The 21,804-nt window shown below is 37.8% G+C and carries 23 protein-coding genes and 1 riboswitch; of the genes, 1 reads left to right on the top strand and 22 read right to left on the bottom strand.

The genetic code is table 11. The annotated features are described in order from the left end of the window. Window positions 1–29: 29 nt before the first annotated feature. From COE49_RS08910 to COE49_RS08995, 16 genes are all read right to left on the bottom strand, one after another. Complete coding sequence (locus COE49_RS08910) at window positions 30–1,445, bottom strand: bifunctional metallophosphatase/5'-nucleotidase (protein WP_306659997.1); 1,416 nt, start codon at window positions 1,443–1,445, stop codon at window positions 30–32. A gap of 727 nt (window positions 1,446–2,172) precedes the next feature. Then, window positions 2,173–3,570, bottom strand: a complete 1,398-nt coding sequence (gene sufB, locus COE49_RS08925; protein WP_088232119.1) for a Fe-S cluster assembly protein SufB — start codon at window positions 3,568–3,570, stop codon at window positions 2,173–2,175. 48 nt (window positions 3,571–3,618) lie between these two features. Continuing rightward, entirely contained in the window at window positions 3,619–4,050 is a 432-nt protein-coding gene (gene sufU, locus COE49_RS08930) for a Fe-S cluster assembly sulfur transfer protein SufU (protein ID WP_000009523.1), read from the bottom strand. Next, a complete protein-coding gene (gene sufS, locus COE49_RS08935; RefSeq protein WP_001020767.1) occupies window positions 4,040–5,260 on the bottom strand; it encodes a cysteine desulfurase SufS in 1,221 nt (406 codons plus the stop codon). The genes sufU and sufS overlap by 11 nt, the downstream gene beginning before the upstream one ends. After that, window positions 5,260–6,552, bottom strand: a complete 1,293-nt coding sequence (gene sufD / locus COE49_RS08940) for a Fe-S cluster assembly protein SufD (protein ID WP_088232118.1) — start codon at window positions 6,550–6,552, stop codon at window positions 5,260–5,262. Before sufD ends, sufS begins: the two co-directional genes overlap by 1 nt. A 15-nt stretch (window positions 6,553–6,567) precedes the next feature. Beyond that, a complete protein-coding gene (gene sufC, locus COE49_RS08945; protein WP_000929160.1) occupies window positions 6,568–7,353 on the bottom strand; it encodes a Fe-S cluster assembly ATPase SufC in 786 nt (261 codons plus the stop codon). A gap of 238 nt (window positions 7,354–7,591) precedes the next feature. Next, complete coding sequence (metQ, locus tag COE49_RS08950; protein ID WP_000722401.1) at window positions 7,592–8,398, bottom strand: methionine ABC transporter substrate-binding lipoprotein MetQ; 807 nt, start codon at window positions 8,396–8,398, stop codon at window positions 7,592–7,594. A 72-nt stretch (window positions 8,399–8,470) separates the two neighbouring features. Further along, on the bottom strand, window positions 8,471–9,283 hold the full coding sequence (metQ, locus tag COE49_RS08955) for a methionine ABC transporter substrate-binding lipoprotein MetQ (protein WP_088232117.1): 813 nt from the start codon (window positions 9,281–9,283) through the stop codon (window positions 8,471–8,473). Window positions 9,284–9,305: 22 nt separating this feature from the next. Continuing rightward, window positions 9,306–9,971 carry a methionine ABC transporter permease gene (locus COE49_RS08960; RefSeq protein WP_000359553.1) on the bottom strand — a complete coding sequence of 222 codons (666 nt, stop codon included), beginning with the start codon at window positions 9,969–9,971 and terminating at the stop codon, window positions 9,306–9,308. Beyond that, window positions 9,964–10,989 carry a methionine ABC transporter ATP-binding protein gene (locus tag COE49_RS08965; protein ID WP_088232116.1) on the bottom strand — a complete coding sequence of 342 codons (1,026 nt, stop codon included), beginning with the start codon at window positions 10,987–10,989 and terminating at the stop codon, window positions 9,964–9,966. The genes COE49_RS08960 and COE49_RS08965 overlap by 8 nt, the downstream gene beginning before the upstream one ends. A 298-nt stretch (window positions 10,990–11,287) precedes the next feature. Further along, window positions 11,288–11,395, bottom strand: a riboswitch (SAM riboswitch). Window positions 11,396–11,520: 125 nt separating this feature from the next. Then, entirely contained in the window at window positions 11,521–11,865 is a 345-nt protein-coding gene (locus COE49_RS08970) for a hypothetical protein (protein WP_088232115.1), read from the bottom strand. A gap of 152 nt (window positions 11,866–12,017) precedes the next feature. After that, on the bottom strand, window positions 12,018–12,326 hold the full coding sequence (locus COE49_RS08975; protein ID WP_002008881.1) for a thioredoxin family protein: 309 nt from the start codon (window positions 12,324–12,326) through the stop codon (window positions 12,018–12,020). Between the two features lie 3 nt (window positions 12,327–12,329). Next, entirely contained in the window at window positions 12,330–12,674 is a 345-nt protein-coding gene (locus COE49_RS08980; protein WP_000640869.1) for a toprim domain-containing protein, read from the bottom strand. A 496-nt stretch (window positions 12,675–13,170) separates the two neighbouring features. After that, on the bottom strand, window positions 13,171–13,554 hold the full coding sequence (gene gcvH / locus COE49_RS08985) for a glycine cleavage system protein GcvH (RefSeq protein WP_000026896.1): 384 nt from the start codon (window positions 13,552–13,554) through the stop codon (window positions 13,171–13,173). Window positions 13,555–13,595: 41 nt separating this feature from the next. After that, window positions 13,596–13,961, bottom strand: a complete 366-nt coding sequence (locus tag COE49_RS08990) for an arsenate reductase family protein (RefSeq protein ID WP_002129756.1) — start codon at window positions 13,959–13,961, stop codon at window positions 13,596–13,598. 478 nt (window positions 13,962–14,439) lie between these two features. Beyond that, window positions 14,440–14,970, bottom strand: coding sequence for a type 1 periplasmic-binding domain-containing protein (locus COE49_RS08995; protein WP_088232114.1), 531 nt, complete (start codon window positions 14,968–14,970; stop codon window positions 14,440–14,442). Between the two features lie 146 nt (window positions 14,971–15,116). Between COE49_RS08995 and COE49_RS09000 the strand changes: the two genes are divergently transcribed. Next, window positions 15,117–15,764, top strand: a complete 648-nt coding sequence (locus tag COE49_RS09000) for a phosphatase PAP2 family protein (RefSeq protein WP_088232113.1) — start codon at window positions 15,117–15,119, stop codon at window positions 15,762–15,764. Between the two features lie 66 nt (window positions 15,765–15,830). On the opposite strand, the gene COE49_RS09005 is transcribed toward COE49_RS09000, so the two are convergent. The 6 genes from COE49_RS09005 to COE49_RS09035 all read right to left on the bottom strand — a co-directional run bounded on the left by COE49_RS09005 (window position 15,831) and on the right by COE49_RS09035 (window position 21,752). Continuing rightward, the gene (locus COE49_RS09005) at window positions 15,831–16,844 is read right to left on the bottom strand and encodes a PTS sugar transporter subunit IIC (RefSeq protein ID WP_088232112.1); all 1,014 of its coding nucleotides are present in this window, start codon (window positions 16,842–16,844) and stop codon (window positions 15,831–15,833) included. A gap of 22 nt (window positions 16,845–16,866) precedes the next feature. Continuing rightward, complete coding sequence (locus COE49_RS09010; protein ID WP_088232111.1) at window positions 16,867–17,817, bottom strand: L-lactate dehydrogenase; 951 nt, start codon at window positions 17,815–17,817, stop codon at window positions 16,867–16,869. Between the two features lie 249 nt (window positions 17,818–18,066). Next, window positions 18,067–18,315: a spore coat protein gene (locus COE49_RS09015; protein WP_088232110.1), complete on the bottom strand. Its 249-nt coding sequence runs from the start codon at window positions 18,313–18,315 to the stop codon at window positions 18,067–18,069. 13 nt (window positions 18,316–18,328) lie between these two features. After that, complete coding sequence (locus COE49_RS09020; protein WP_001180552.1) at window positions 18,329–18,514, bottom strand: hypothetical protein; 186 nt, start codon at window positions 18,512–18,514, stop codon at window positions 18,329–18,331. 597 nt (window positions 18,515–19,111) lie between these two features. Next, window positions 19,112–19,852, bottom strand: a complete 741-nt coding sequence (locus COE49_RS09030; protein ID WP_098253520.1) for an MBL fold metallo-hydrolase — start codon at window positions 19,850–19,852, stop codon at window positions 19,112–19,114. Window positions 19,853–19,967: 115 nt separating this feature from the next. Further along, window positions 19,968–21,752: an acyl-CoA dehydrogenase family protein gene (locus COE49_RS09035; protein ID WP_088232107.1), complete on the bottom strand. Its 1,785-nt coding sequence runs from the start codon at window positions 21,750–21,752 to the stop codon at window positions 19,968–19,970. Window positions 21,753–21,804: the final 52 nt, after the last annotated feature.

Below are 21,804 nucleotides of genomic sequence, written 5' to 3' on the forward strand. Positions count from 1 at the left end.
AGAAAAATGAGTGTTACAAGTTAACTAGCCTATAGTTTGACGGAAGATGTATGAGTTATTAACATGTCTGTTAACACATCTCTAAGTAGTTCTGGCATATAATATTGTTTGTCAGAAAGTGTGGATAGCTCTGGGTATAAGTATCCAAATGTAAACATATCAATCGTTCCTACCGTATATATACGATCTAACTCCAGCGATTCTCCGTTAACCAATACATCTTCGAGTAAAATTTTATTCCCAGGAATCGTGTCTGGAATGACTTCTACACCAGCGTAAATCATTTTCCCCATTACTTTCCCGCGAAATCCGAATCCTTTCACCTCAAGATTCTCCATATTCGGGCGGCGTGCTTTCAAAATAACTTCCCTTAACGTTTTCCCCGGCACTTTTAATAAACATGGATTAATTGGATGTGGACAAATTCTGTGAATGTCTCCGCGTGTCACAACACCTTCATTTAATCCTTCAAGAAGTACACCAGCGTTCACCATTCCAATCTCTGCACCGCACCACGTTTTCAGCGCACTTGCTAACATGTGCGAAAACGTCGTCTCATGAAACCAATCGACCGGTAATGATTCTTTTAAATGAACGACAGGCTCTGCCATAATATGTTTACTCTCTTCCTGCAGCGCTTCAATTGTGGATAACGGTTCACTATAAGCACCTAACCGTTCTGTCTTAATCGCTCTACCATCTTTCTTCAACAGCTTCTTCGTCTCTTTATCCACAGTAAGCTGAACGTGTCCAACGTAACGTCCCCACTTTTCACAACAACAAAGCAAAGTATTATTCACAAGAACGCCTCGCTCAAATAAATGATGCGTATGCGCCCCTAAAATAACATCTATATCATAATGCTCCGCCATATACTCATCCATACTTTTTCCAAGGTGAGATAGGACAACAGTAACATGCGCCTCATCTTTCACTTCTTCTAAAATGGATTCTAAATGCTCGATTGGATCTTCAATGTGCCAGTCTAACATTTGATAAAACTCTGGATACGCTACCGTTAATCCAATAAAGGCAATCGTAATCCCATCTGTCGTTGTATGCAATTTATAAGGCTGCGCCCACCCAGGACGTACCCCTTCTTTTTCAAATAAATTCGCTACAAGCACCTCAAACCCAGCATCATCATATAGACGATTCAAATGCTCCTTCGCTAACGTAATTCCTTCGTTATTTCCAATCGTTACATAGTCATATAACGCCTCATTTAAAAGCTTCGTATTTCCAAGCCCATTTGTCGCTTCCGAAATACTATGAAAACGATCCACATGATCGCCAATATCTACAGTTAAAACAGTCTCCCCCGCTTCCTGTCTTCGCTTTTTCTCCCCTTGTACAAACCGAGAAATTTGCGGCCAATTTTCAAAATGACTATGTATATCGTTTGTATGATAAAGGTGGATGATTGTTTCTTTATTTATATTCAGAGAAAAAACCTCCTCTCAGTTCCTTACTGCCATTTACGCTATACGTACGCAATAATCCTGTAAATACTTTTCGTCTTTTCTTGCTATTTTACATTGTACTCGCATTATGAGAAAAAGCAAAAGATTGCCCTTTTCATGCGAAAAACTTTATATTACTTTTTCTAGTTTGAGGAGATTTTCTGTGGAATGATTGTAGCTAGAGGAGAGGTTTGGGATTTGGGATTGGGGATTGGGGATTTGTCAGTATCTTTGCCTCACTTACCTGCTTTTCGTATAGTTGCCGGGTATACAGTCCTCTCTGCCATGTCGTAATTTGTTGGTAAATCGATATTCCTTGTCGAAACGTCGATATATTAAAATAATCGCTGATATATTCCAAGTTATGGTCGATATATTTGAAAAATCGCTGATATATTTAACCGAACACCCACCTGGGTATCCCGTCTCAGCCTAAACTGATCTCAACCAAGCAGAACACAAAAAAAGCGCCCTGCACAGCAGGGCGCTTTCTTCATACATATATTATCCAGTTCCAGCGGCTAGAATGTTCGGTGGCTTCACTTCTTCCCCCTCACATTCTGAACGAGCCGCTTCCACTTTAAATATTGTCCAGCTTCGCCTCCTAGACCCTCATGTCTAAGAACCTTCCGCACCAGAAGATAAAAAGCATCTTCTGTGCGAAAGAACCTTAGCCAACGGGTCTGAACAGTCGGCTCCGCATTTCTATTTAACCAATAGAACCTTCCATCTCAAACTTAATCAGGCGGTTCATTTCAACTGCGTATTCCATTGGAAGTTCGCGAGTGAATGGTTCGATGAAGCCCATTACGATCATTTCTGTAGCTTCTTGCTCAGAAATACCGCGGCTCATTAGGTAGAATAATTGTTCTTCTGATACTTTCGATACTTTCGCTTCGTGCTCAAGTGAAACGTAATCGTTTTTGATTTCGTTGTAAGGAATTGTATCAGATGTAGATTGGTTATCCATGATTAACGTATCACACTCGATGTTAGAGCGAGAGTTTTTCGCTTTTGGTCCGAATTGTACGATACCACGGTAAGTTACTTTACCACCATGCTTCGCAATCGATTTAGAAACGATTGTTGAAGATGTGTTTGGTGCTAAATGAATCATTTTCGCACCAGCATCTTGGTGTTGGCCTTTACCAGCAATCGCGATAGATAATGTTAAACCACGAGCGCCTTCGCCTTTTAAGATAACTGCTGGGTATTTCATCGTTAATTTAGATCCGATGTTACCGTCAATCCATTCCATCGTTGCGTTTTCTTCACAAACCGCACGTTTTGTAACTAGGTTGTATACGTTGTTCGCCCAGTTTTGGATTGTAGTATAACGGCAATATGCATCTTTCTTAATGATGATTTCTACTACCGCACTGTGAAGTGAGTTAGTAGTGTAAACAGGTGCTGTACAACCTTCTACGTAGTGTACGTGTGCGCCTTCGTCTACGATAATAAGCGTACGCTCGAATTGTCCCATATTTTCAGAGTTAATACGGAAATACGCTTGAAGTGGTGTATCAACTTTCACACCTTTTGGAACGTAGATGAATGATCCACCAGACCAAACTGCAGAGTTTAATGCAGAGAATTTGTTGTCTGTTGGTGGGATTACTTTTCCGAAATGCTCACGGAAAATGTCTTCGTTCTCTTTTAATGCGCTATCTGTATCTTTAAATACGATTCCTAGAGCTTCTAGGTCTTCTTTCATGTTGTGGTATACAACTTCAGATTCGTACTGTGCAGATACACCAGCTAAATATTTTTGCTCAGCTTCTGGAATACCTAATTTATCAAATGTCGCTTTAATTTCATCAGGTACTTCATCCCAAGACTTCTCAGATTTCTCAGATGGTTTTACGTAGTACGTAATTTCATCGAAATCTAAGTCGTTTAAGTCGCCACCCCATTGTGGCATTGGCATTTCATAGAACTTATCCAGTGATTTTAAACGGAAGTCTAACATCCACTGTGGTTCTTCTTTCATACGTGAAATTTCTTCAACGATCTCTTTTGTTAAACCGCGTCCAGCACGGAAAATCGAAACGTCTTTGTCTTTGAAACCATATTTGTAATCGCCGATATCTGGCAGTTGCTTCGCCATGTTGGTGTGTCCCTCCTTAGATAACCTCGTTTTTAGGAACCTTTAACATTACTTATCTTCGTTTAAGCCCTTTTCTAACGCTTTCCACGCTAATGTTGCACATTTAATACGTGCAGGGAACTTGCATACGCCTTGTAATGCTTCAATATCTCCTAAATCGATGCTGTCATCGTACTCTTTTCCTAGCATCATGTCAGAGAAAATTTTCGAAAGCTGAAGTGCTTCTTCAATTTTCTTCCCTTTTACTGCTTGTGTCATCATTGAAGCTGAAGACATTGAGATGGAACATCCTTCGCCTTCAAACTTCGCTTCTTGTACAATACCCTCTTCTACTTTCATCGTAAGTTGAATACGATCGCCGCACGTTGGATTGTTCAAGTTAACGGTAACACTATCTTCTAACACGCCATGGTTACGAGGATTCTTATAATGATCCATAATAACTTGACGATATAACGTATCTAAATTATTAAATGACATTTGTGAAATACTCCTTTGTCTTGATTAGCGATTCAACAAATGTATCAATTTCTTCTTTTGTATTATATAAATAGAAGCTCGCACGTGCTGTTGAAGAAGCTTTTAGCCACTTCATAAGCGGTTGTGCACAGTGGTGTCCTGCGCGAACTGCAATGCCTTCTACATCTAATACAGTCGCTACATCATGAGGATGTACGTCTTCAATATTAAATGTAACAAGACCAGCGCGATGCTTTGGACCATAAATTGTAACGCCATCTACTTCTGATAGTCTTTCTAAAGCGTATTGCGCTAATTCATGCTCATGCTTTTCAATATTATCAAGACCGATTTCTTCTAGGAAATCAATTGCCGCACCAAGTCCGATTGCATTACCGATAATCGGTGTACCTGCTTCGAACTTCCACGGAAGCTCTTTCCAAGTAGATTCTTGTAAATCTACGAAATCAATCATTTCACCACCAAATTCAATTGGCTCCATATTGTTTAGCAATTCTTTTTTACCATATAATACGCCGATGCCTGTAGGTCCACACATCTTATGAGCAGATAATGCATAGAAATCACAGTTTAGATCTTGTACATCCACTTTCATATGAGGTGTACTTTGTGCACCGTCAACGACCATAATTGCGCCATTTTCATGTGCAATTGCACCGATTTCTTTGACAGGGTTAATCGTTCCAAGTACGTTTGATACTTGCATAATAGAAACGATTTTTGTATTCGGTGTAACTGTTTGACGAACATCTTCTAAAGAAATTGTACCGTCTGGTTGAAGCGGAAGGTATTTTAAAGTTGCACCCGTTTTCTTCGCAACTTGTTGCCACGGAATGATGTTACTATGGTGCTCCATGTAAGAAATAACGATTTCATCGCCTTCTTTTACATTTTCAAGACCATAGCTAGCCGCTACTGTATTTAATGCAGTTGTCGTCCCGCGCGTGAAAATAATCTCTTCCATTGATTTCGCATTGATGAACTTGCGAACTTTCTCACGTGCACCTTCATACGCGTCGGTAGCTTTCGTACCGAGCGTATGAACACCGCGATGCACGTTAGAATTATATTCTTTATAATAACGTTCTAACGTTTCAATGACTTGAATTGGTTTTTGAGAAGTTGCTGCACTATCGAAATAAACAAGTTGTTTGCCGTTCACTTTTTGATCAAGAATTGGAAACTGTTTGCGTATTTCATGAATATTCATTAGCGAACTTTCCTTTCAATTACCTCAACAAGCTGTGCTTTTACTCCTTCAATTGGAAGCTCATTTACTACTGGTGCTAAGAATCCATGGATGACTAAACGTTCTGCTTCGCGTTTTGGAATACCACGGCTCATCAAGTAGTATAGTTGGATTGGATCTACGCGACCTACTGAAGCTGCGTGACCTGCCATTACATCATCTTCATCAATTAAAAGGATTGGGTTTGCATCGCCGCGAGCTTTTTCGTCTAGCATAAGAACGCGAGAAGATTGTTGTGCATTTGATTTAGATGCACCGTGTTCAATCTTACCAATTCCGTTAAAGATAGATGTTGCACTATCTTTTTGTACACCGTGTTTTAAGATCCAACCTTCAGAGTGTTTACCGAAGTGAACAACTTTAGTTGTAAAGTTTTGTGTTTGGTTACCACGGCCAATTGTTACTGTTTTCGTATCAGCATATGAACCGTCGCCCATTAAGTTCGTAACGTTCTCTGAAATTGTGTTTCCGTCATTCATAAGGCCTAGAGCCCAATCAATACGGCCGTCGCGTCCTACTACTCCGCGGCGGTTCACATAAGTTGTTACGTCTTGTGCTAATAGATCAACCGCACCGAATTTCACTTGTGCGCCTTGTTCCACGATTACTTCTGCTACGATATTTGCAATACCTTTAGCATTTTCATTTGCAACGTAGTTTTCTACATAAGTTGCAGTACTGTTCGCATCAGCTACGAATAATACGTGGTTATATACGTTAGCTTCTTCGCCGTCTACTAAGAATACAGCTTGAAGTGGAGTTTCAAGAACAACGTTTTTCGGAACATATACGAATGCACCGCCGTTGATTAATGCAGCATGAAGTGCAGTTAAACGATGCTCGTCTACTTTCACGCCGTCTTTCATTAAGTACTTTTGTACTAGTTCAGCATGCTCTGTTGCAGCTGTTACGATATCTGTAAAAATAACACCTTTTTCTTTTGCTTCGTCTGCTAAAGAAACGAACGCAGTTGTACCAGTACGTTGCACTAATACGCTGTTATTTTCATCGATTAAGTTTTTCACTGCTTCTGGAAGTTCAGTTAAAGAACTTACAGGCTCTTGCTTAGCAGCGTCGCCTTTTCCGATAAAGTCCCATTTGTCAATTTTCGTTTTATCAGGCGTTGGCATTGGAAGTTCAGTTGCTTGTGCAAGAGCTTGTAAGCGGAACTCAGTCAACCAAGCAGCTTCGTTTACTTCGCTTGCGCGTTGACGGATTGTTTCTTGATCGAAAGGTAATGTACCGATTGTCATGTTTATGCTCCTCTCTTACGCTTCTTGCTCTGTTGTTTCGTCTTCAATACCTAATTCTTTTTTAATCCAGTCGTAACCTTCAGCTTCTAGACGTTGTGCAAGCTCAGGGCCACCAGATTTAACGATACGACCGTTCATCATAACGTGAACGAAGTCTGGAGTGATGTAGTTTAATAAACGTTGGTAATGCGTAATCATTAGGCAACCGAACTCTTCGCCGCGCATTTCGTTAATACCTTTAGATACAACTTTTAACGCATCGATATCAAGACCAGAGTCGATTTCGTCTAAGATTGCGATTTTTGGCTCGATCATCATTAATTGAAGAATTTCGTTACGTTTTTTCTCACCGCCAGAGAAACCTTCGTTTAAGTAACGTTGTGCCATTTCTGGATCCATTTCTAGGAATTCCATGTTTTTATCTAACGTACGGATAAATTTCATAAGAGAAATTTCATCGCCTTCTTCACGACGTGCGTTAATTGCAGAACGTAAGAAGTCAGCGTTTGTAACTCCGCTAATTTCACTTGGATATTGCATTGCTAGGAATAGACCTGCTTGTGCGCGCTCGTCTACTTCCATTTCTAATACATCTTCACCGTCGATGATGATGCTACCTTCTGTTACCTCATACTTTGGGTGACCCATAATTGCAGAAGATAAAGTTGATTTACCTGTTCCGTTAGGTCCCATAATTGCGTGGATTTCTCCACCCTTTACTTCAAGGTTTACACCTTTTAAAATTTCTTTGCCATCAATTGATACGTGTAAGTCTTTAACCGTTAATGTAGAACCAGCCATCTCAATACCTCCATTAATCCTATATATACATTTTAAAAATTCCTAAAACGTTCATATTCTCATTTTATTCTCATTCTAATTTTATATCAAATAAAATGATATCGCAAACGACGAAAAAAAGTAACAATTTTTTCACAAATGTATATAAGTATTTCCTTTTCACCTTTATATGATACACCTTTCTTCTTATATATATAAAGAAAAAAGGACCGGAAAATTACCAGTCCTTTCCTTATTTTCATTCACTTACCGGAAGTACAGCACCTTTATATTCTTTATTAATAAAATCTTGAATTTCTTTTGAATGTAGTACTTCTACTAGCTCTTTAATTTCTTTTTTCTTCTCGTCACCTTTACGAACTGCAATAATATTTGCATATGGAGAGTCTGATCCTTCGATCGCAATTGCATCCTTTGTTGGGTTTAATTTCGCGTCAATTGCGTAGTTTGAATTAATAAATAAAGCATCCCCTTCATTATTTTCATACAGCTTCGGTGAAAGTCCAGGTTCCACATCTGTTTTAAACTTTAAGTTCTTCGGATTTTCCACAACATCTTTTACTGTCGCCTTAACAACGTCTACTCCATCTTTCAGTTTAATAACGCCACCTTTTTGTAACAGTGCTAACATACGGCCACGCTCCGCTACGTTATTACTCATAATAACTGTCCCGCCATCTGGCAAGTCTTTTAAGCTTTTATATTTCTTAGAATAAATGCCCATTGGTTCTAAATGGATTTTTCCTGCGTTTACAATTTTATATCCTTTTTCTTGAATTTCTTTATCTAAATACGGAATGTGCTGGAAATAGTTCGCATCAATCTCCTTATCCGCTAACGCTTTATTTGGTAACACATAGTCTTGGAATTTTTTAATCTCTAACTTAATACCTTTTTTCTCTAATATCGGCTGTGCCTTCTCTAAAATAACAGCGTGCGGCACGTTAGAAGCTCCAACGACAAGCTTATTCTCCTCTTTCCCCCCGCAGGCAGCTAATGTAAATACAGATAGTGCTGTAACAACTGACAGTAGAATCTTTTTCATATGACGTCCCCTTCTCCCCTATAGTTATGTAGTTATAAAAAGGGCCGGCATACACCAGCCCTCCCGCAGCAATTATTCTTTTACAGGAACAACTGCCCCTTTATATTCTTTGTTAATAAAGTCTTCGATTTCTTTAGAGTGTAATACTTCTACAAGAGCTTTAATCTCTTTCTTATCTTTATCGCCTTTACGAACAGCTACTACGTTTGCGTACGGTGAATCATTTCCTTCAATCGCAATCGCATCTTTTTCTGGATTTAATTTCGCATCAATCGCATAGTTCGAGTTAATTAGAACAGCATCGCCTTCTTTATTGTTATACACTTGCGGTAATAAACCAGGCTCAATATCCGTTTTGAATTTTAAATTTTTCGGATTATCTGAAATATCTTTTGGCGTTGCTTTAACTGGATCTACTCCATCTTTAATTTTTAAAATGCCTTCTTTTTGTAAAATCGCTAAACCACGTCCATGGTCCGCAACAGAGTTACTCATAATAATTGTCGCTCCGTCTGGAAGCTCTTTTAAGCTTTTATATTTTTGAGAATATACGCCAATTGGCTCTAAATGAATTTTTCCTGCTACTTCAAAATCATACTTTTTATCTTTTATTTCTTTTTCTAAATACGGAATGTGCTGGAAGTAGTTTGCATCTAATTCCTTATCCGCTAACGCTTTATTTGGCAACACGTAATCTTGGAATTTTTTCACTTCTAATTCAATTCCTTTTTTCTCAAGTAACGGTTTTGCCTTTTCTAAAATTTCAGCGTGCGGTACGTTAGAAGCACCAACAACAAGTTTATTTTCATCTTTATCTTTTCCCCCGCAAGCCGCTAACCCAAAAATTGAAGTTGAAATAAGTGCTGTAAGTAATAATTTTTTCATTTGAAACATCCTCCCGTTTTCATTATCTTTTATCTATTCGAGTCGTTACACGATCACCAATCCATTGAATGAAAAATACAACAAGTAATACACAAATTGTCGCAACGATTGTTACATCGTTATTTCCTCGCTGGAATCCTTCTAAGTAAGCAAGTGTCCCGAGGCCACCTGCACCAACAACTCCTGCCATTGCCGTATAGCCTACTAAAGCAATTGTCGTTACCGTAATACCAGATACTAGTGCTGGTAATGATTCTGGAATCAATACTTTTAAAATAATCGTGCTCGTTTTTGCCCCCATTGCTTTTGAAGCTTCAATTACACCTTTATCAATTTCACGAAGTGCGATTTCAACCATTCTTGCATAAAATGGTGCCGCTCCGATGATTAAAGCTGGCAGTGCTGCACTCGCTCCAAGAATTGTTCCAAGGAGGATTTTTGTGAATGGGATTAATAAAATGATTAAAATGATGAACGGTATCGAGCGGAAAATGTTTACGAACGCTCCAATTGCCGTATTAACCGCTTTGTTTTCCCATAAATTATCTTTCGCTGTCATGAAGAGTAACAATCCTAAAATAAGTCCTAAAATAAATGTGGCAAGAGCTGCGATTGCCGTCATATATAACGTTTCACCAGTTGCTTCTAACATTTGATTCCAATCAACATTTGTGAGTAACTTATCCATGTGCAATCACCTCCAGCTCTACTTGATCTTGATGAATTCCTTCTATCGCTTGCTGGATCGCTATTTCCTCACCATTTAAATGAACGACTAAACTACCGTAAGAGCCGTTATTCGTTTGTGCGATATTTCCTTGCAAAATGCTTACTTCTATATCACTGCGCTGCATTAACCTTTGAAGTACCGGCCTTTCTACAGCCTCACCGATAAACTGCAAACGAATTACTTTTCCATCTGGATATTTTTCAATTAAACTTTCAATCGTTTCATTTGTATCTTCAGAATCCGTTAACTGTTGTACAAAACGTTTCGTAATGTCCTGCTGCGGATTACGGAATACGTCAAGTACTGGACCCGTTTCTACAATCTTTCCTCTCTCCATTACCGCAACGCGATTACAAATCTTTCGAATTACATGCATCTCATGTGTAATCAGTACAATTGTTAAACCGAGACGCTTATTAATATCTAGGAGTAAATCTAAAATTTGATCTGTCGTTTCTGGGTCAAGAGCTGACGTTGCTTCATCACATAAAAGTACTTGTGGATTGTTAGCCAATGCTCTTGCAATCCCGACACGTTGCTTTTGTCCACCACTTAACTGAGATGGGTATGCGTCTCCTCTTCCCTCTAACCCAACAAGATGAATTAACTCATCAACACGTTTTCTTCTCTTCTCCTTATCAACGCCTGCAATCTCAAGTGGAAATGCAATATTTTCACGTACAGTTCGTGACCAAAGTAAGTTGAAGTGCTGAAAAATCATTCCAATTTCTTGCCTTGCCTTCCGAAGCTCACTTCCTGTAATTGCTGAAATCACGCGATTTGCAATTGTAATTTGGCCAGAAGTTGGTTTCTCTAACTGATTAAACAATCTGATTAAAGAACTTTTTCCGGCGCCACTATATCCAATAACACCAAAGATTTCACCTTTCTCTATTTTTAAATTGGCGTTATCTACAGCAGTGACATCACCGCTTTTTGCCTTATATATTTTCTTTACATTTTCTAATAAGATCATGATGTTCACCCCTTTTTTTAATAAAAAGCGTAAGCGGCTCGTTTAGAATGTGAAGTGGATGGAGCTTCTGACGTAGAGGCGTTTTTTGCCTCATAGGAAGAAGCGAAGCCATCGAACATTCTAGCCGCTGAAGCTGGATTTTTGATTGACTCCGCAATTTTTTATTTGTAATGCGTGTAGTCCACCGTTATCATTACTTTTATTATTTGAATGTCCTCCACATTCAAACAACAAAAAAACCTTTCCGCTTTAGAGAAGCAGAAAGGTTTATATGCGTATATAACAACATTATCCCTCTCTCTCATCTCTCAAAGCATTTGCTTTGCAGGAATTGGCACCATTTCAACATAAGTTGACGGTTGCCGGGCTTCACAGGGCACAGTCCCTCCACCTCTCTTGATAAGAGAAATCAGATTACATTTTCGTCTGATTTGTAATTTATGAAATTGTCTATATTTTATGAATTGAATTGTATCAACATCCACACACCGTGTCAACAGAAATTTTCGTAAAAAATGAACCTTCAGAATTTTAAGCACCTACTGACATCGGTTTACATATATGAAACATCGACTCGACTACTAGCATCGTTCGATACGTCCCCGAATAATGTACACGTCCATCGTTCATTAACATTTGTAATCGTATATTTCCGTTCACCAATTGTTCTACATCTTCTTCGTCTACACAAACGATTTGTTCTGTTCCTCTTTCCTCTTTCAACAACTCTATATAATCTCTTGAAATTTGTAACGAACAACATTCATCCCCAAAACGGAAGTTGACAATTCTTTCTCCTTGTCTTAGAAGTGGTTCTAAATGGTATTGACCATTAGCGTAATTTACAAATGATTGCAGCAAAGAATATAATTTCACCCTAAATCACATCCTTCATATCACTTTCTATTACATACCATTCCCTCTCACTAAAGAGCAATCCTGTTACTTTCGCTCGACAAATACTGTACCCACCCTGCATCTCGACATATTTCCCAAGAAATATGTCGAGGCGGCAAAAACTTTGCCGCCTACTTTAACTCCGTATATAAATATTCAACCGAATGAAATGCATATATCTTCTTCATTAGTGTCCCATTTTCAAAAACAAGTAAACACGGTACACTTTCGATTCCATACTCTTTCGCTAAATGCGGGGCATAATTTAAATCTAACATTCCAATTTTCAAATCCTCAATTGTCATCTCAACAACCGTTAACATCTTTTTTGCTAATTGGCATGTTCCACACATCGGAGTATATACATATAACACTGTTTTTTCTTCGTTCTCTATTAGGGCTGTAGCTTCGGCTCCTGTCCAGTCAATCACTTCTATCATTCCTTACCGTAAATATTCTGTATAGACGTCAATGTCAGCTCCCCATAATACATTTGCTAAGTGTGAAGACGGCGCAGTTGCCACTTCTCGGTACGAGCGATCGATATAAATATGCTCTGCTTGCGGAAATTCTTTTCGAAATTGTTTCCTTAACTTTTCTCCAGCATCATCAGCATCCACTAGCACATACACTTCCTTATCAAAAAACTGATCAACGAGCTCATCCATTTTCGACAAACCAATTGTACCATTTGTACAAACAATTTCCACCGGTTCACGAATAATAGATTCAATCTTTCTTCTATCTGATGTACCTTCTACAATAATGACTTTTTCTACATAAATCATATGTCATCACCCGATCACCATATACTATACAACCTTTAACTTAGTATATAGTATATTCGTTATTTTCATGTTGTTTCCTGTTTATTTTTGCAAAAGAAAAGCAGAAGCGGCTCGTTCAGAACAGGAGGACATTGGAACTCCTGAACTAGAGGCGCTTTTTGCCTCAAGTGAAGGAGTGAAATGACCGACTGTTCTAGCCGCTGGAGCTGGACAATAAGAAAAGCGGAACCGACTGTTTAGCCCTGTTGGCTAAGGTTCTTTCGCACAGAAGACGCTTTTTGTCTTCTCGTGCGGAAGGTTCTTAGACATGAAGGGCTAGGAGGTGGAGCTGGACAATAATGAAAAGCTTTAGCGGCTCGTTCTAGCCGCTAAAGAAAAACGAAATTTTTTTCCAAAAAGCGTTCTCCTACACGATAATTAGTATATGATTCTACGTTCATTATTTTACACAAAATAAAAAAGGACAGCACAAAGGCTGTCCTTCAGTCGACTAAAATTAGTCTTGGTTTGTCATTTCTGCATATTTTTCTGCAGTTAATAACTTCTCAACTTGGCTTGCATCAGAAAGTTCAACTTTAACCATCCATGCACCTTCGTATGGAGATTCGTTAACAAGTTCTGGTTGGTCACTTAATTCTTCGTTTACTGCTACAACTTTACCGCTTACAGGTGCGTATAACTCAGAAACTGTTTTAACAGATTCTACGCTTCCGAATGGCTCGTCAGCTTCAATTGTTGCACCTACTTCAGGAAGTTCAACGAATACGATATCGCCTAGCTCACCTTGTGCAAAGTGAGTAATACCGATAACAACTTCATTACCTTCAGTTTTTACCCATTCGTGTTCTTCAGAGTAACGTAAATTATTTGGAATGCTCATGACTGTACCTCCAGTGAATGTATTAATTATGTAAAAATACCTTATTGGTACTTTTTCCACACACTTTCAAACTGCTCTTCGTTAAAACCAAGTGTTACACTCGTTCCATCTGTTACGATTGGACGCTTAATCAACATGCCATCAGATGCTAAAAGTTCATACATTTCGTCTTCACTCGCATCCTTTAACTTATCTTTCAGACCAAGTTCGCGGTAACGCATTCCACTTGTATTAAAGAATTTTTTTAATGGTAACTCACTTTTTTCATGTAAATTACGTAAATCTTCTTTTGACGGTGGATTTTCAACAATATGAATCATCTCATATGCTACATCGTTTGCCTCAAACCATTTCTTTGCTTTTTGACATGTGCCACACTTTGGATATGAATAAAATGTTACTGTCATAAATTCACCTACTTTTTTACTAACCTTTACCCTTATCATATAGAAAACGTTTTATTATTTCAAACGATTATTCGCTAAACTTTTACTTATTTCGTGATAAATTTTAATAATCCTGCGAATTTTTCTTATTTTTCCGCCATTTGTTAAGAAAAAAAATAAATATATATTTTTTTAGATTCTCCTCACATTAAACCGAACATATATCTTAAACAAACGTTTGATTAGTTTCCTAGTTTCCTTCATTCCCTTTGAACTGCGTTGATCCTTTCTTACCAAACATACATCTTAAACAAACGTTTGATTAATTCCCTATTTTCCTTTGTTTCCTTTGAACTGCATTGATTCCTTTCTACCGAACATACATCTTAAACAAACGTTTGATTAATTCCATACTCCTTCACATTCACTTTCAAAATGAAGCCTTACGTTCTTATCAAACATATTTAAATAAAAGAAGAAGCCCCTATATAAAGGCTTCTCATGATCTATTCAAATAGTCTGCAATTGTTTGAAACACTACGATATACATGTTGTGAATACTTTCTTCTGTATTTCCACCATTTGATAAACCAACTGCCCATTGCTGCCCTTCACCACTTCCGATATTCGCAAAACCTTGCGTATACATAGCATTTACATCTTTTTTTGCGCTGTTATACTCTATACCTTTTGTAATAAAAAGTGAATATGATTTATCTTGTAAACCGATAAAAAACACTGGTTTCTTTAGCGATGAAAATACATCTTTATACTGCTCTGTTGAGGCTTCTTGAAAGTGATCTTTCATTATTAGAAACCCGTCTACTTTCTTAGATTTCTTTTCCAGGTCCTCTAACTTAATTTTCTCAAACTTTACATTTCTAAACGTGTCTTTCGGCTCTTCTCCAACAACTCCAATTACGAGTGCTCTCCCGTTATATTCTAATTTCTCTCCTTCGTTATTCTTTGCACACCCCGCACCGACTAGGCATAACAATATAAAAACTAAGAAATACGATAAACGCTTCATTTAGCACCCTCCTCTTCTTTTTAGTCAAGTGACAAAAATGTAAGGTTAATTCAAGAAAATGTAAGTGAAATCAATAGCCCAATTGAATTTTCTATATTATAATCAATTGAATTTACTTACATTACTAAAAAACATAGGAGATTGTCATGAAGAAATTTAAACTTTCATCTTTTCTTCCGTTAAGTTATATACTTCTACTCGTACTCGTAAGTCCCCTTTACGATGTATTAAATAAATCATCTGTCCACGCAGTAGACGTCACAACAGTAGTAGATGAGTGGATTCCATTTGTAAAAGCATTTATTATTCCTTATTTACTTTGGTTCCCATACTTATACGGTACACTTATTTATTATTGTTTTGCTGATCGAAAGCAATATTACGTTACTTTAAGCAGTGTCATTCTTGGCAAACTTGCTTGTTTTTCTATTTATTATTTTTGGCAAACAACAGTACCTCGTCCAACCGTCGTTGGAACAGACGTATTTTCCGAACTAGTCCGCTATATTTATAGTATCGATCAACCGGTAAACTGTTTCCCAAGCATTCACGTCCTTACTACATTTGTGATTATGTTAGCTGCCTTTAAACGTAGAGAACAGCACGCTTTTGAATATTACATTCTTACTTTCTTCGGTACACTTATCATTTTATCAACGCTATTTACGAAGCAACATGCATTTATAGATGCCGTTTCTGGAATGACGCTGGCAAGCATACTATACTTCGGTGTTCAGCTATTGTTAGCAAAAGAACCAATAAGGGTTCCAGTAAAACAAAATCATAAAATGTAACGCAACAAAAAAGCAGACTGTGGCTTCTTCAGTCTGCTTTTATCTATTAATAAGGAGATTTTCAATTTAAGATTGCGGTACAGTCATATCACCAGAATGAATACGACCTGATTTTTTAAGAGCGCTGTAAAGCATATAAGAAACAGCTACTGGAATGATGACATAAGTGATTATCATCGCTGGGACAACTTCCCATCCTTGGCTGGAAATTAAATTAATTGGTGCGATAAGAGAACTTAATCCAAGACCTGCAATTTCTTTTCCTGCTTCTAGCTGGAAAATGAGTGCCGATACTGGGCCGACTATGGCGCTGGCGACGACAGTTGGGACGAGAATCATTGGATTTTTAGTAATGTTCGGCAACTGTACTTTCGGAGTACAAAGGGCCTGAGCTAATATGCCGCCTAAATTATTTTCTTTCGCTGAGATGACAGCGAATCCGATAAACTGAGCAACACATCCTGCAAGAGCAGCACCACCTGCAACACCATCTAAGCTAAGTGCTATCGCTAACGCAGCTGATGAAGCTGGAGATATAAGTAACAGTCCCCAAACCACTGCAATGACGACAGAAGCGATGAATGGGCTACCAGCTGAGCTATCTTTAATGAATGCTCCAACTGCATTTAAAACCGGGCTAATATTTTGTGCTAACCAAATACCGACTACACCAGAACCTAATATTGCTGCAAATGGAACGAGCATCATATCTAAAGCAGTTTTTCCGCTTAAACGTTTACCAATATAAACTGCTAAAGTTGCTGTTAATAAGGCACCGATTGGTTCACCTGTTTTTATGATGAGACCAGCTTCAGTCATTGAAATGGATCCGGCACCAATCGCTCCAGCTACCATCGCTGAAAAGATGACAAGACCGTTTGCACCGAGCATAAAAGCAATCCCGGCTCCAATGGCTGGTGCCATAAGTGATTTTGCAACAACTCCGATTGTAATAAGTAATGGAATATCAACAATTCTTCCTATATTTTCGATTAGTAAACCAATTCCAAGGGATACGAAAATACCTTGCGCGATTCCAGCAGATGCTTTAAATACACGAGACATTATATATTCCTTCATTTGTTTCACCTTCTCCTATAAGTTAGTAACCAATTGTTTTCATATAATCGCGTAAAATATCGTTTGATTTTGCGAATCGAGCTTCTTCTTCCTCAGTTAAATTTAGTTGTACAACTTCTTTCATACCATCTCTAGTAATAATAGCTGGCACTCCTGTACAAATGTCATATTCACCATACTCACCATCTAAAATAGCTGATACAGCAATTACGCGATGGTCATCATTAAAGATTGAGCTCGCAATATATGCTAGAGAATTTCCGATTCCATAATAAGTAGTGCCTTTTCGTTTATAAATTTCCCATCCAGCTTTTGCAGTCTTCTCAACAATTTCATCTAAATCTATTTCACCGAAACGTTCTTTTTGCTCTTCTAAAATTTGTAGAATTGGCTTTCCTCCAACAGTTACATGTGACCAAGCAACCATTTGAGAATCTCCATGCTCTCCTAATGAATATCCATGAATGCTACGAGGGTCTACATGTAACATTTCAGATAAAATTGTTCTTAAGCGAGAAGAATCTAATGATGTACCTGTACCAATCACACGATTTCTAGGTAATCCAGATAATTTCCACACTTGATATGTAATAATATCAACCGGGTTCGATGCGAGTAAGAAAATACCATCAAATCCGCTTTCCATGACGCCGCCAACAATACTTTCCATAATTTTCGCGCTTGCTCCTAAAGTATCTAAACGACTTTGTCCAGGCTTTGGTGCTGGTCCTGCTGTAATAATGACAATGTCCATATCTTTGCAGTCTTCATAGTTTCCTGCATATACTTTTGTTCTTGTATTTGTAAAGTTAATGCAATGCGATAAATCCATCGCTTCCCCAACTGCACGTTCATGATTTATATCAATTAATAATAGTTCTTCGCAAATCCCTTGATTTACAATGGAATACGCACAACTTGATCCCACTAATCCAGTACCGATAATTGCAATTTTTCTTGTATTTCTTTTCATAGCAATCTCTCCTAATTGATCATAGTAATCTAGTTCTTTTGTTCTTTACACTCCTAATTATAGAGATTCCCACAATAGAAACCATGGATACTTTGTGAAATATCGAGCAAAGTTTTTGTCCTTTCTGTGAATTGTTATATTTAATTTTCGTCATATTTGTTACAACCGGAAAAATATTTATTATGTATTTATTGACATGTACAAAACAAAAAAACGAGCGACTTCATTCGCCCGTTTTTTTTCATCCGATTATTCCGCACTTAATTGACCTTTCAATTGCTGCACAATCATCGGATTCGCAGGTGATGCCGGCTTATAATAACTTTTTTGCTTTGCGTACTCATACATATTACGTTGGCGCATCTCATCCTGATTACGAATTTGAATTAACGTTTGATGTAATTGTTCATTATCAGACTGAGAAATATAATTTGCATAACTCGTTAAACTTGCATTTAATCCTGCTAAATAATCATTTACCATATCTTTTTCATTCATCTTTCGCTTCCTCCTATCCTAAGAAAGTCATTAATTGTTGTTTCGTATTTCTTGCATCTTGTGCATCTTTTTGTAGCATTTGCTTTAGCTGCGGATCTGTACAAGCCTGTGCATACTGTTCTAACTTGTTAATAATTGTTGCGTGTCCACCAATTAAATGACGTAAATTTTCTACTTCAAGTTCTGTTAAATTTTGCATAGGATACTCCTACCTTTCTTTGTTCATTCGTCATTAGTATTTGGCTCTTTTTAAATCGTATTCATTAAAAATCATTCTTAAATTCATTTCATACTAAAATCAACAACATCTATTTATATAGACAAAAAAATGTTATAATTACAGAAAAATACAAATATTAAAAATACATCCTTAACTTTATAATTCACAGATACAACATATTAAGAAGGTGTGCCTACGTAAAGAACATTTAAAGTCATCTTCTTCATCGCTTATGCGATCATTGATGTATTAACTTTAAAACCACTATCCACCTCTATACCTTTACACATGATATTTCTCATTTATTTTCTATTTATAGCACTGAACAATTATAAAAATCAGAACACTACATTTTTCTTATTATTTATTAATGCAGCTCTATTAGTAAGCGGTAGTTTTAAAAAACTCCCTTTTATAAATTCTACATAATAAAGGAGCAATACTCATGAAAATCCACGAATTTCTTACAAAAAGCCAAGAAGCTTATGATTCTGAGTCAAGCCACGACCCTTTCGTATTTACGTTTTTCAATTTTTTCTTAGCAATATATACATTTCTAAAGCCTGCTAAATAATATTATTTAAGTAGAAAGAGCCTCNNGAGGCTCTTTCTACTTAAATTCTGCTTTGCCTCTTCAATCGCCCGTTGCATGTGCACGAACGGCTCTTTCATCATCTTCCCATGCCCTGTCGCCAATATAGCTGGCTTATATTCCAGCAATTTTTGAGCACTTGTTAACGAAACTTCTGCATCCCAAGTGCCAAACACAGGAAACGGAAACAACCACTTTATTTGTCCTGCTACCGCCACGCCTCCTCTCGTTTGAAATGCATCTCCTACAATGAGTGCATCATTTCTCGTATCTAAAAATGACATCGAACCTGGTGTATGACCTGGAGTCGCAATCGCTACAAGTGAACCAATTCTATCTCCTTCTTGAAGAAGAATATCTGGAACCGTATTTATCTGTTTTGACACCCCTACTTTCACCTCTGTGCCCGGTTCCCCTAGTTGCAGTGACAAATCTCCTTCAAGTAAACAAGCATCTCTTTTAGAAATATAGACCGGAATATCCGGCAGCTCTTGTTTTATAGCGTCTAGCGCTCCAATATGGTCATCATGCGCATGGGTAATCACGATATTCGTAATCGGTTTTCCTATTTTTCGAGCCGATTCTAAAATTTTCTTTGCACAAAATGGTAACGCTGCATCAATTAAAGTTAATCCCGATTCTTCTTCGACAAAGTAACAGTTAATCGGAAATAGACGCGGTAAAAATGCGATTTGATGAACTGTTTCTACTCTTATTAACTGCATTCCCTTTACCTCCATCACAAAAAGCTGTTTACACATACATATGTAATACAGCTCTCTTCAAGAATCCACCAACAAAAAACCAGCAGCCAAAAGGCTACTGGTTCTCTTTCATCTATTAAACTGTATAACGCTCTTCTTCTAAAATTTTCGCAGCGATTTCACGTTTCTTCGGAATTACGTTAAGTGGTGTGTGGCGAGTTAATTTACGTAATGATGATAACATCATGCGCAGCATGTCGCCATTTTCAACTGCGATAAGTGTTTCTTTCGCATCTGCTTCGATTTCGTTGAATGCTTCTTGGCAGAATACTTCAGTGTATAACACTTTTTGTTTATTCTTTTCAAGACCAGTCGTTTTAATTGCTTTTTCTGTACGAAGAACAGCTGATTCCATTGCATATAAGTTGCTTACGATGTCAGCAATATTCACAAGAATTTCTTGCTCTTTATCTAATGCTTTACCGTATTTTTGAGCAGCCAATCCAGCTACCATTAAGCCGATTTTCTTCGCGTTACTTACTAAATATTTTTGAAGTGCTAATGGCTCATCGCCTACTTCTTCTGGCATCATCATCATTAACTCTTCTTGTAATTTTTGTGCTTTTTGAAGAAGTGGTAATTCACCTTTCATCGCTTTACGTAAGAACGTACCAGGTACGATTAGGCGATTAATTTCGTTCGTTCCTTCGAAAATACGGTTAATACGAGAGTCGCGGTACATTCTTTCAATCTCGTACTCTGCCATAAATCCGTAACCACCGTGGATTTGAACACCTTCATCTACTGTATAATCTAATACTTCAGAACCGAATACTTTATTTAAAGAGCACTCGATTGCATATTCAGCGATAGAAGCTGCTACTGCTTTACCGTCTTTTACTTCCTCTTCAGATAATGTGCTCATACGGCTTTCAAATAAACCTACTGTACGGTATACAGAGCTTTCAGCTGCATATGTTTTTGCTGCCATATTCGCAAGTTTCTCTTGAATTAATGGGAAGCGAGCGATTGGTTGTTTGAACTGTTGACGTTGGTTTGCATATTGTGCTGAAATTTCTACTGCACGTTTCGCAGATCCAACTGTACCAACACCTAATTTATAACGGCCGATATTTAAAATGTTGAACGCGATAATATGACCTTTACCGATTTCACCAAGTAAGTTTTCTTTCGGTACTAACGCATCTTCTAAAATCAACGTACGAGTTGAAGAACATTTAATACCCATTTTCTTCTCTTCTGGGCTTGTAGATACACCAGCATATTCTTTCTCTACGATAAATGCTGAGAAGTGCTCACCGTCTATTTTTGCATATACAACAAATACGTCAGCGAAAGCAGAGTTTGTAATCCATTGTTTTTCACCGTTTAATACGTAATGTGTACCTTCTGCATTTAAACGTGCAGTTGTTTTTGCACCTAACGCGTCAGAACCTGAACCTGGCTCTGTTAATGCGTATGCAGCTAATTTTTCACCAGTTGCAAGTAATGGTAAATATTTTTTCTTTTGCTCTTCGTTACCGAATAATACGATTGGTAAAGATCCGATACCTACGTGAGCACCGTGAGTAATTGCAAAACCACCAGCGCGAGAGAATTTCTCTGCGATTAACGCTGAACTTACTTTATCAAGGCCAATTCCGCCGTACTCTTCTGGTACGTCAGCGCCTAATAAACCAAGTTCCCCAGCTTCTTTTAAAAGACGAACAGAACGATCAAATTCGTGTTGCTCTAAATATTCAAGCTCTGGAAGAACTTCATTTACGATAAAGTCCTCTGTCGTTTTTGCAATCATTTTATGCTCAGATGAAAAATCTTCTGGCGTAAACACTTGATCAATCGTAATCTCATCAACTAAAAAGCTACCGCCTTTAACCGCACTTCCTACTATTTTTTCCATGAAAATTTCCTCCTCCATATTTTCATGAGCCGCTTCTCTCATTTTGAAAGAA

It is taken from the genome of Bacillus sp. AFS029637, from assembly GCF_002584985.1.
GTDB lineage: Bacteria > Bacillota > Bacilli > Bacillales > Bacillaceae_G > Bacillus_A.

Bases quoted from the DNA above. Each gene is read 5' to 3' on its own strand.
- sufB (WP_088232119.1), bottom strand. From the start codon at position 3,570: ATGGCGAAGCAACTGCCAGATATCGGCGATTACAAATATGGTTTCAAA.
- sufU (WP_000009523.1), bottom strand. From the start codon at position 4,050: ATGTCATTTAATAATTTAGATACGTTATATCGTCAAGTTATTATGGAT.
- sufS (WP_001020767.1), bottom strand. From the start codon at position 5,260: ATGAATATTCATGAAATACGCAAACAGTTTCCAATTCTTGATCAAAAA.
- sufD (WP_088232118.1), bottom strand. From the start codon at position 6,552: ATGACAATCGGTACATTACCTTTCGATCAAGAAACAATCCGTCAACGC.
- sufC (WP_000929160.1), bottom strand. From the start codon at position 7,353: ATGGCTGGTTCTACATTAACGGTTAAAGACTTACACGTATCAATTGAT.
- metQ (WP_000722401.1), bottom strand. From the start codon at position 8,398: ATGAAAAAGATTCTACTGTCAGTTGTTACAGCACTATCTGTATTTACA.
- metQ (WP_088232117.1), bottom strand. From the start codon at position 9,283: ATGAAAAAATTATTACTTACAGCACTTATTTCAACTTCAATTTTTGGG.
- COE49_RS08960 (WP_000359553.1), bottom strand. From the start codon at position 9,971: ATGGATAAGTTACTCACAAATGTTGATTGGAATCAAATGTTAGAAGCA.
- COE49_RS08965 (WP_088232116.1), bottom strand. From the start codon at position 10,989: ATGATCTTATTAGAAAATGTAAAGAAAATATATAAGGCAAAAAGCGGT.
- COE49_RS08975 (WP_002008881.1), bottom strand. From the start codon at position 12,326: ATGATAGAAGTGATTGACTGGACAGGAGCCGAAGCTACAGCCCTAATA.
- COE49_RS08980 (WP_000640869.1), bottom strand. From the start codon at position 12,674: ATGATTTATGTAGAAAAAGTCATTATTGTAGAAGGTACATCAGATAGA.
- gcvH (WP_000026896.1), bottom strand. From the start codon at position 13,554: ATGAGCATTCCAAATAATTTACGTTACTCTGAAGAACACGAATGGGTA.
- COE49_RS08990 (WP_002129756.1), bottom strand. From the start codon at position 13,961: ATGACAGTAACATTTTATTCATATCCAAAGTGTGGCACATGTCAAAAA.
- COE49_RS08995 (WP_088232114.1), bottom strand. From the start codon at position 14,970: ATGAAGCGTTTATCGTATTTCTTAGTTTTTATATTGTTATGCCTAGTC.
- COE49_RS09000 (WP_088232113.1), top strand. From the start codon at position 15,117: ATGAAGAAATTTAAACTTTCATCTTTTCTTCCGTTAAGTTATATACTT.
- COE49_RS09005 (WP_088232112.1), bottom strand. From the start codon at position 16,844: ATGAAGGAATATATAATGTCTCGTGTATTTAAAGCATCTGCTGGAATC.
- COE49_RS09010 (WP_088232111.1), bottom strand. From the start codon at position 17,817: ATGAAAAGAAATACAAGAAAAATTGCAATTATCGGTACTGGATTAGTG.
- COE49_RS09015 (WP_088232110.1), bottom strand. From the start codon at position 18,315: ATGAATGAAAAAGATATGGTAAATGATTATTTAGCAGGATTAAATGCA.
- COE49_RS09020 (WP_001180552.1), bottom strand. From the start codon at position 18,514: ATGCAAAATTTAACAGAACTTGAAGTAGAAAATTTACGTCATTTAATT.
- COE49_RS09035 (WP_088232107.1), bottom strand. From the start codon at position 21,752: ATGGAAAAAATAGTAGGAAGTGCGGTTAAAGGCGGTAGCTTTTTAGTT.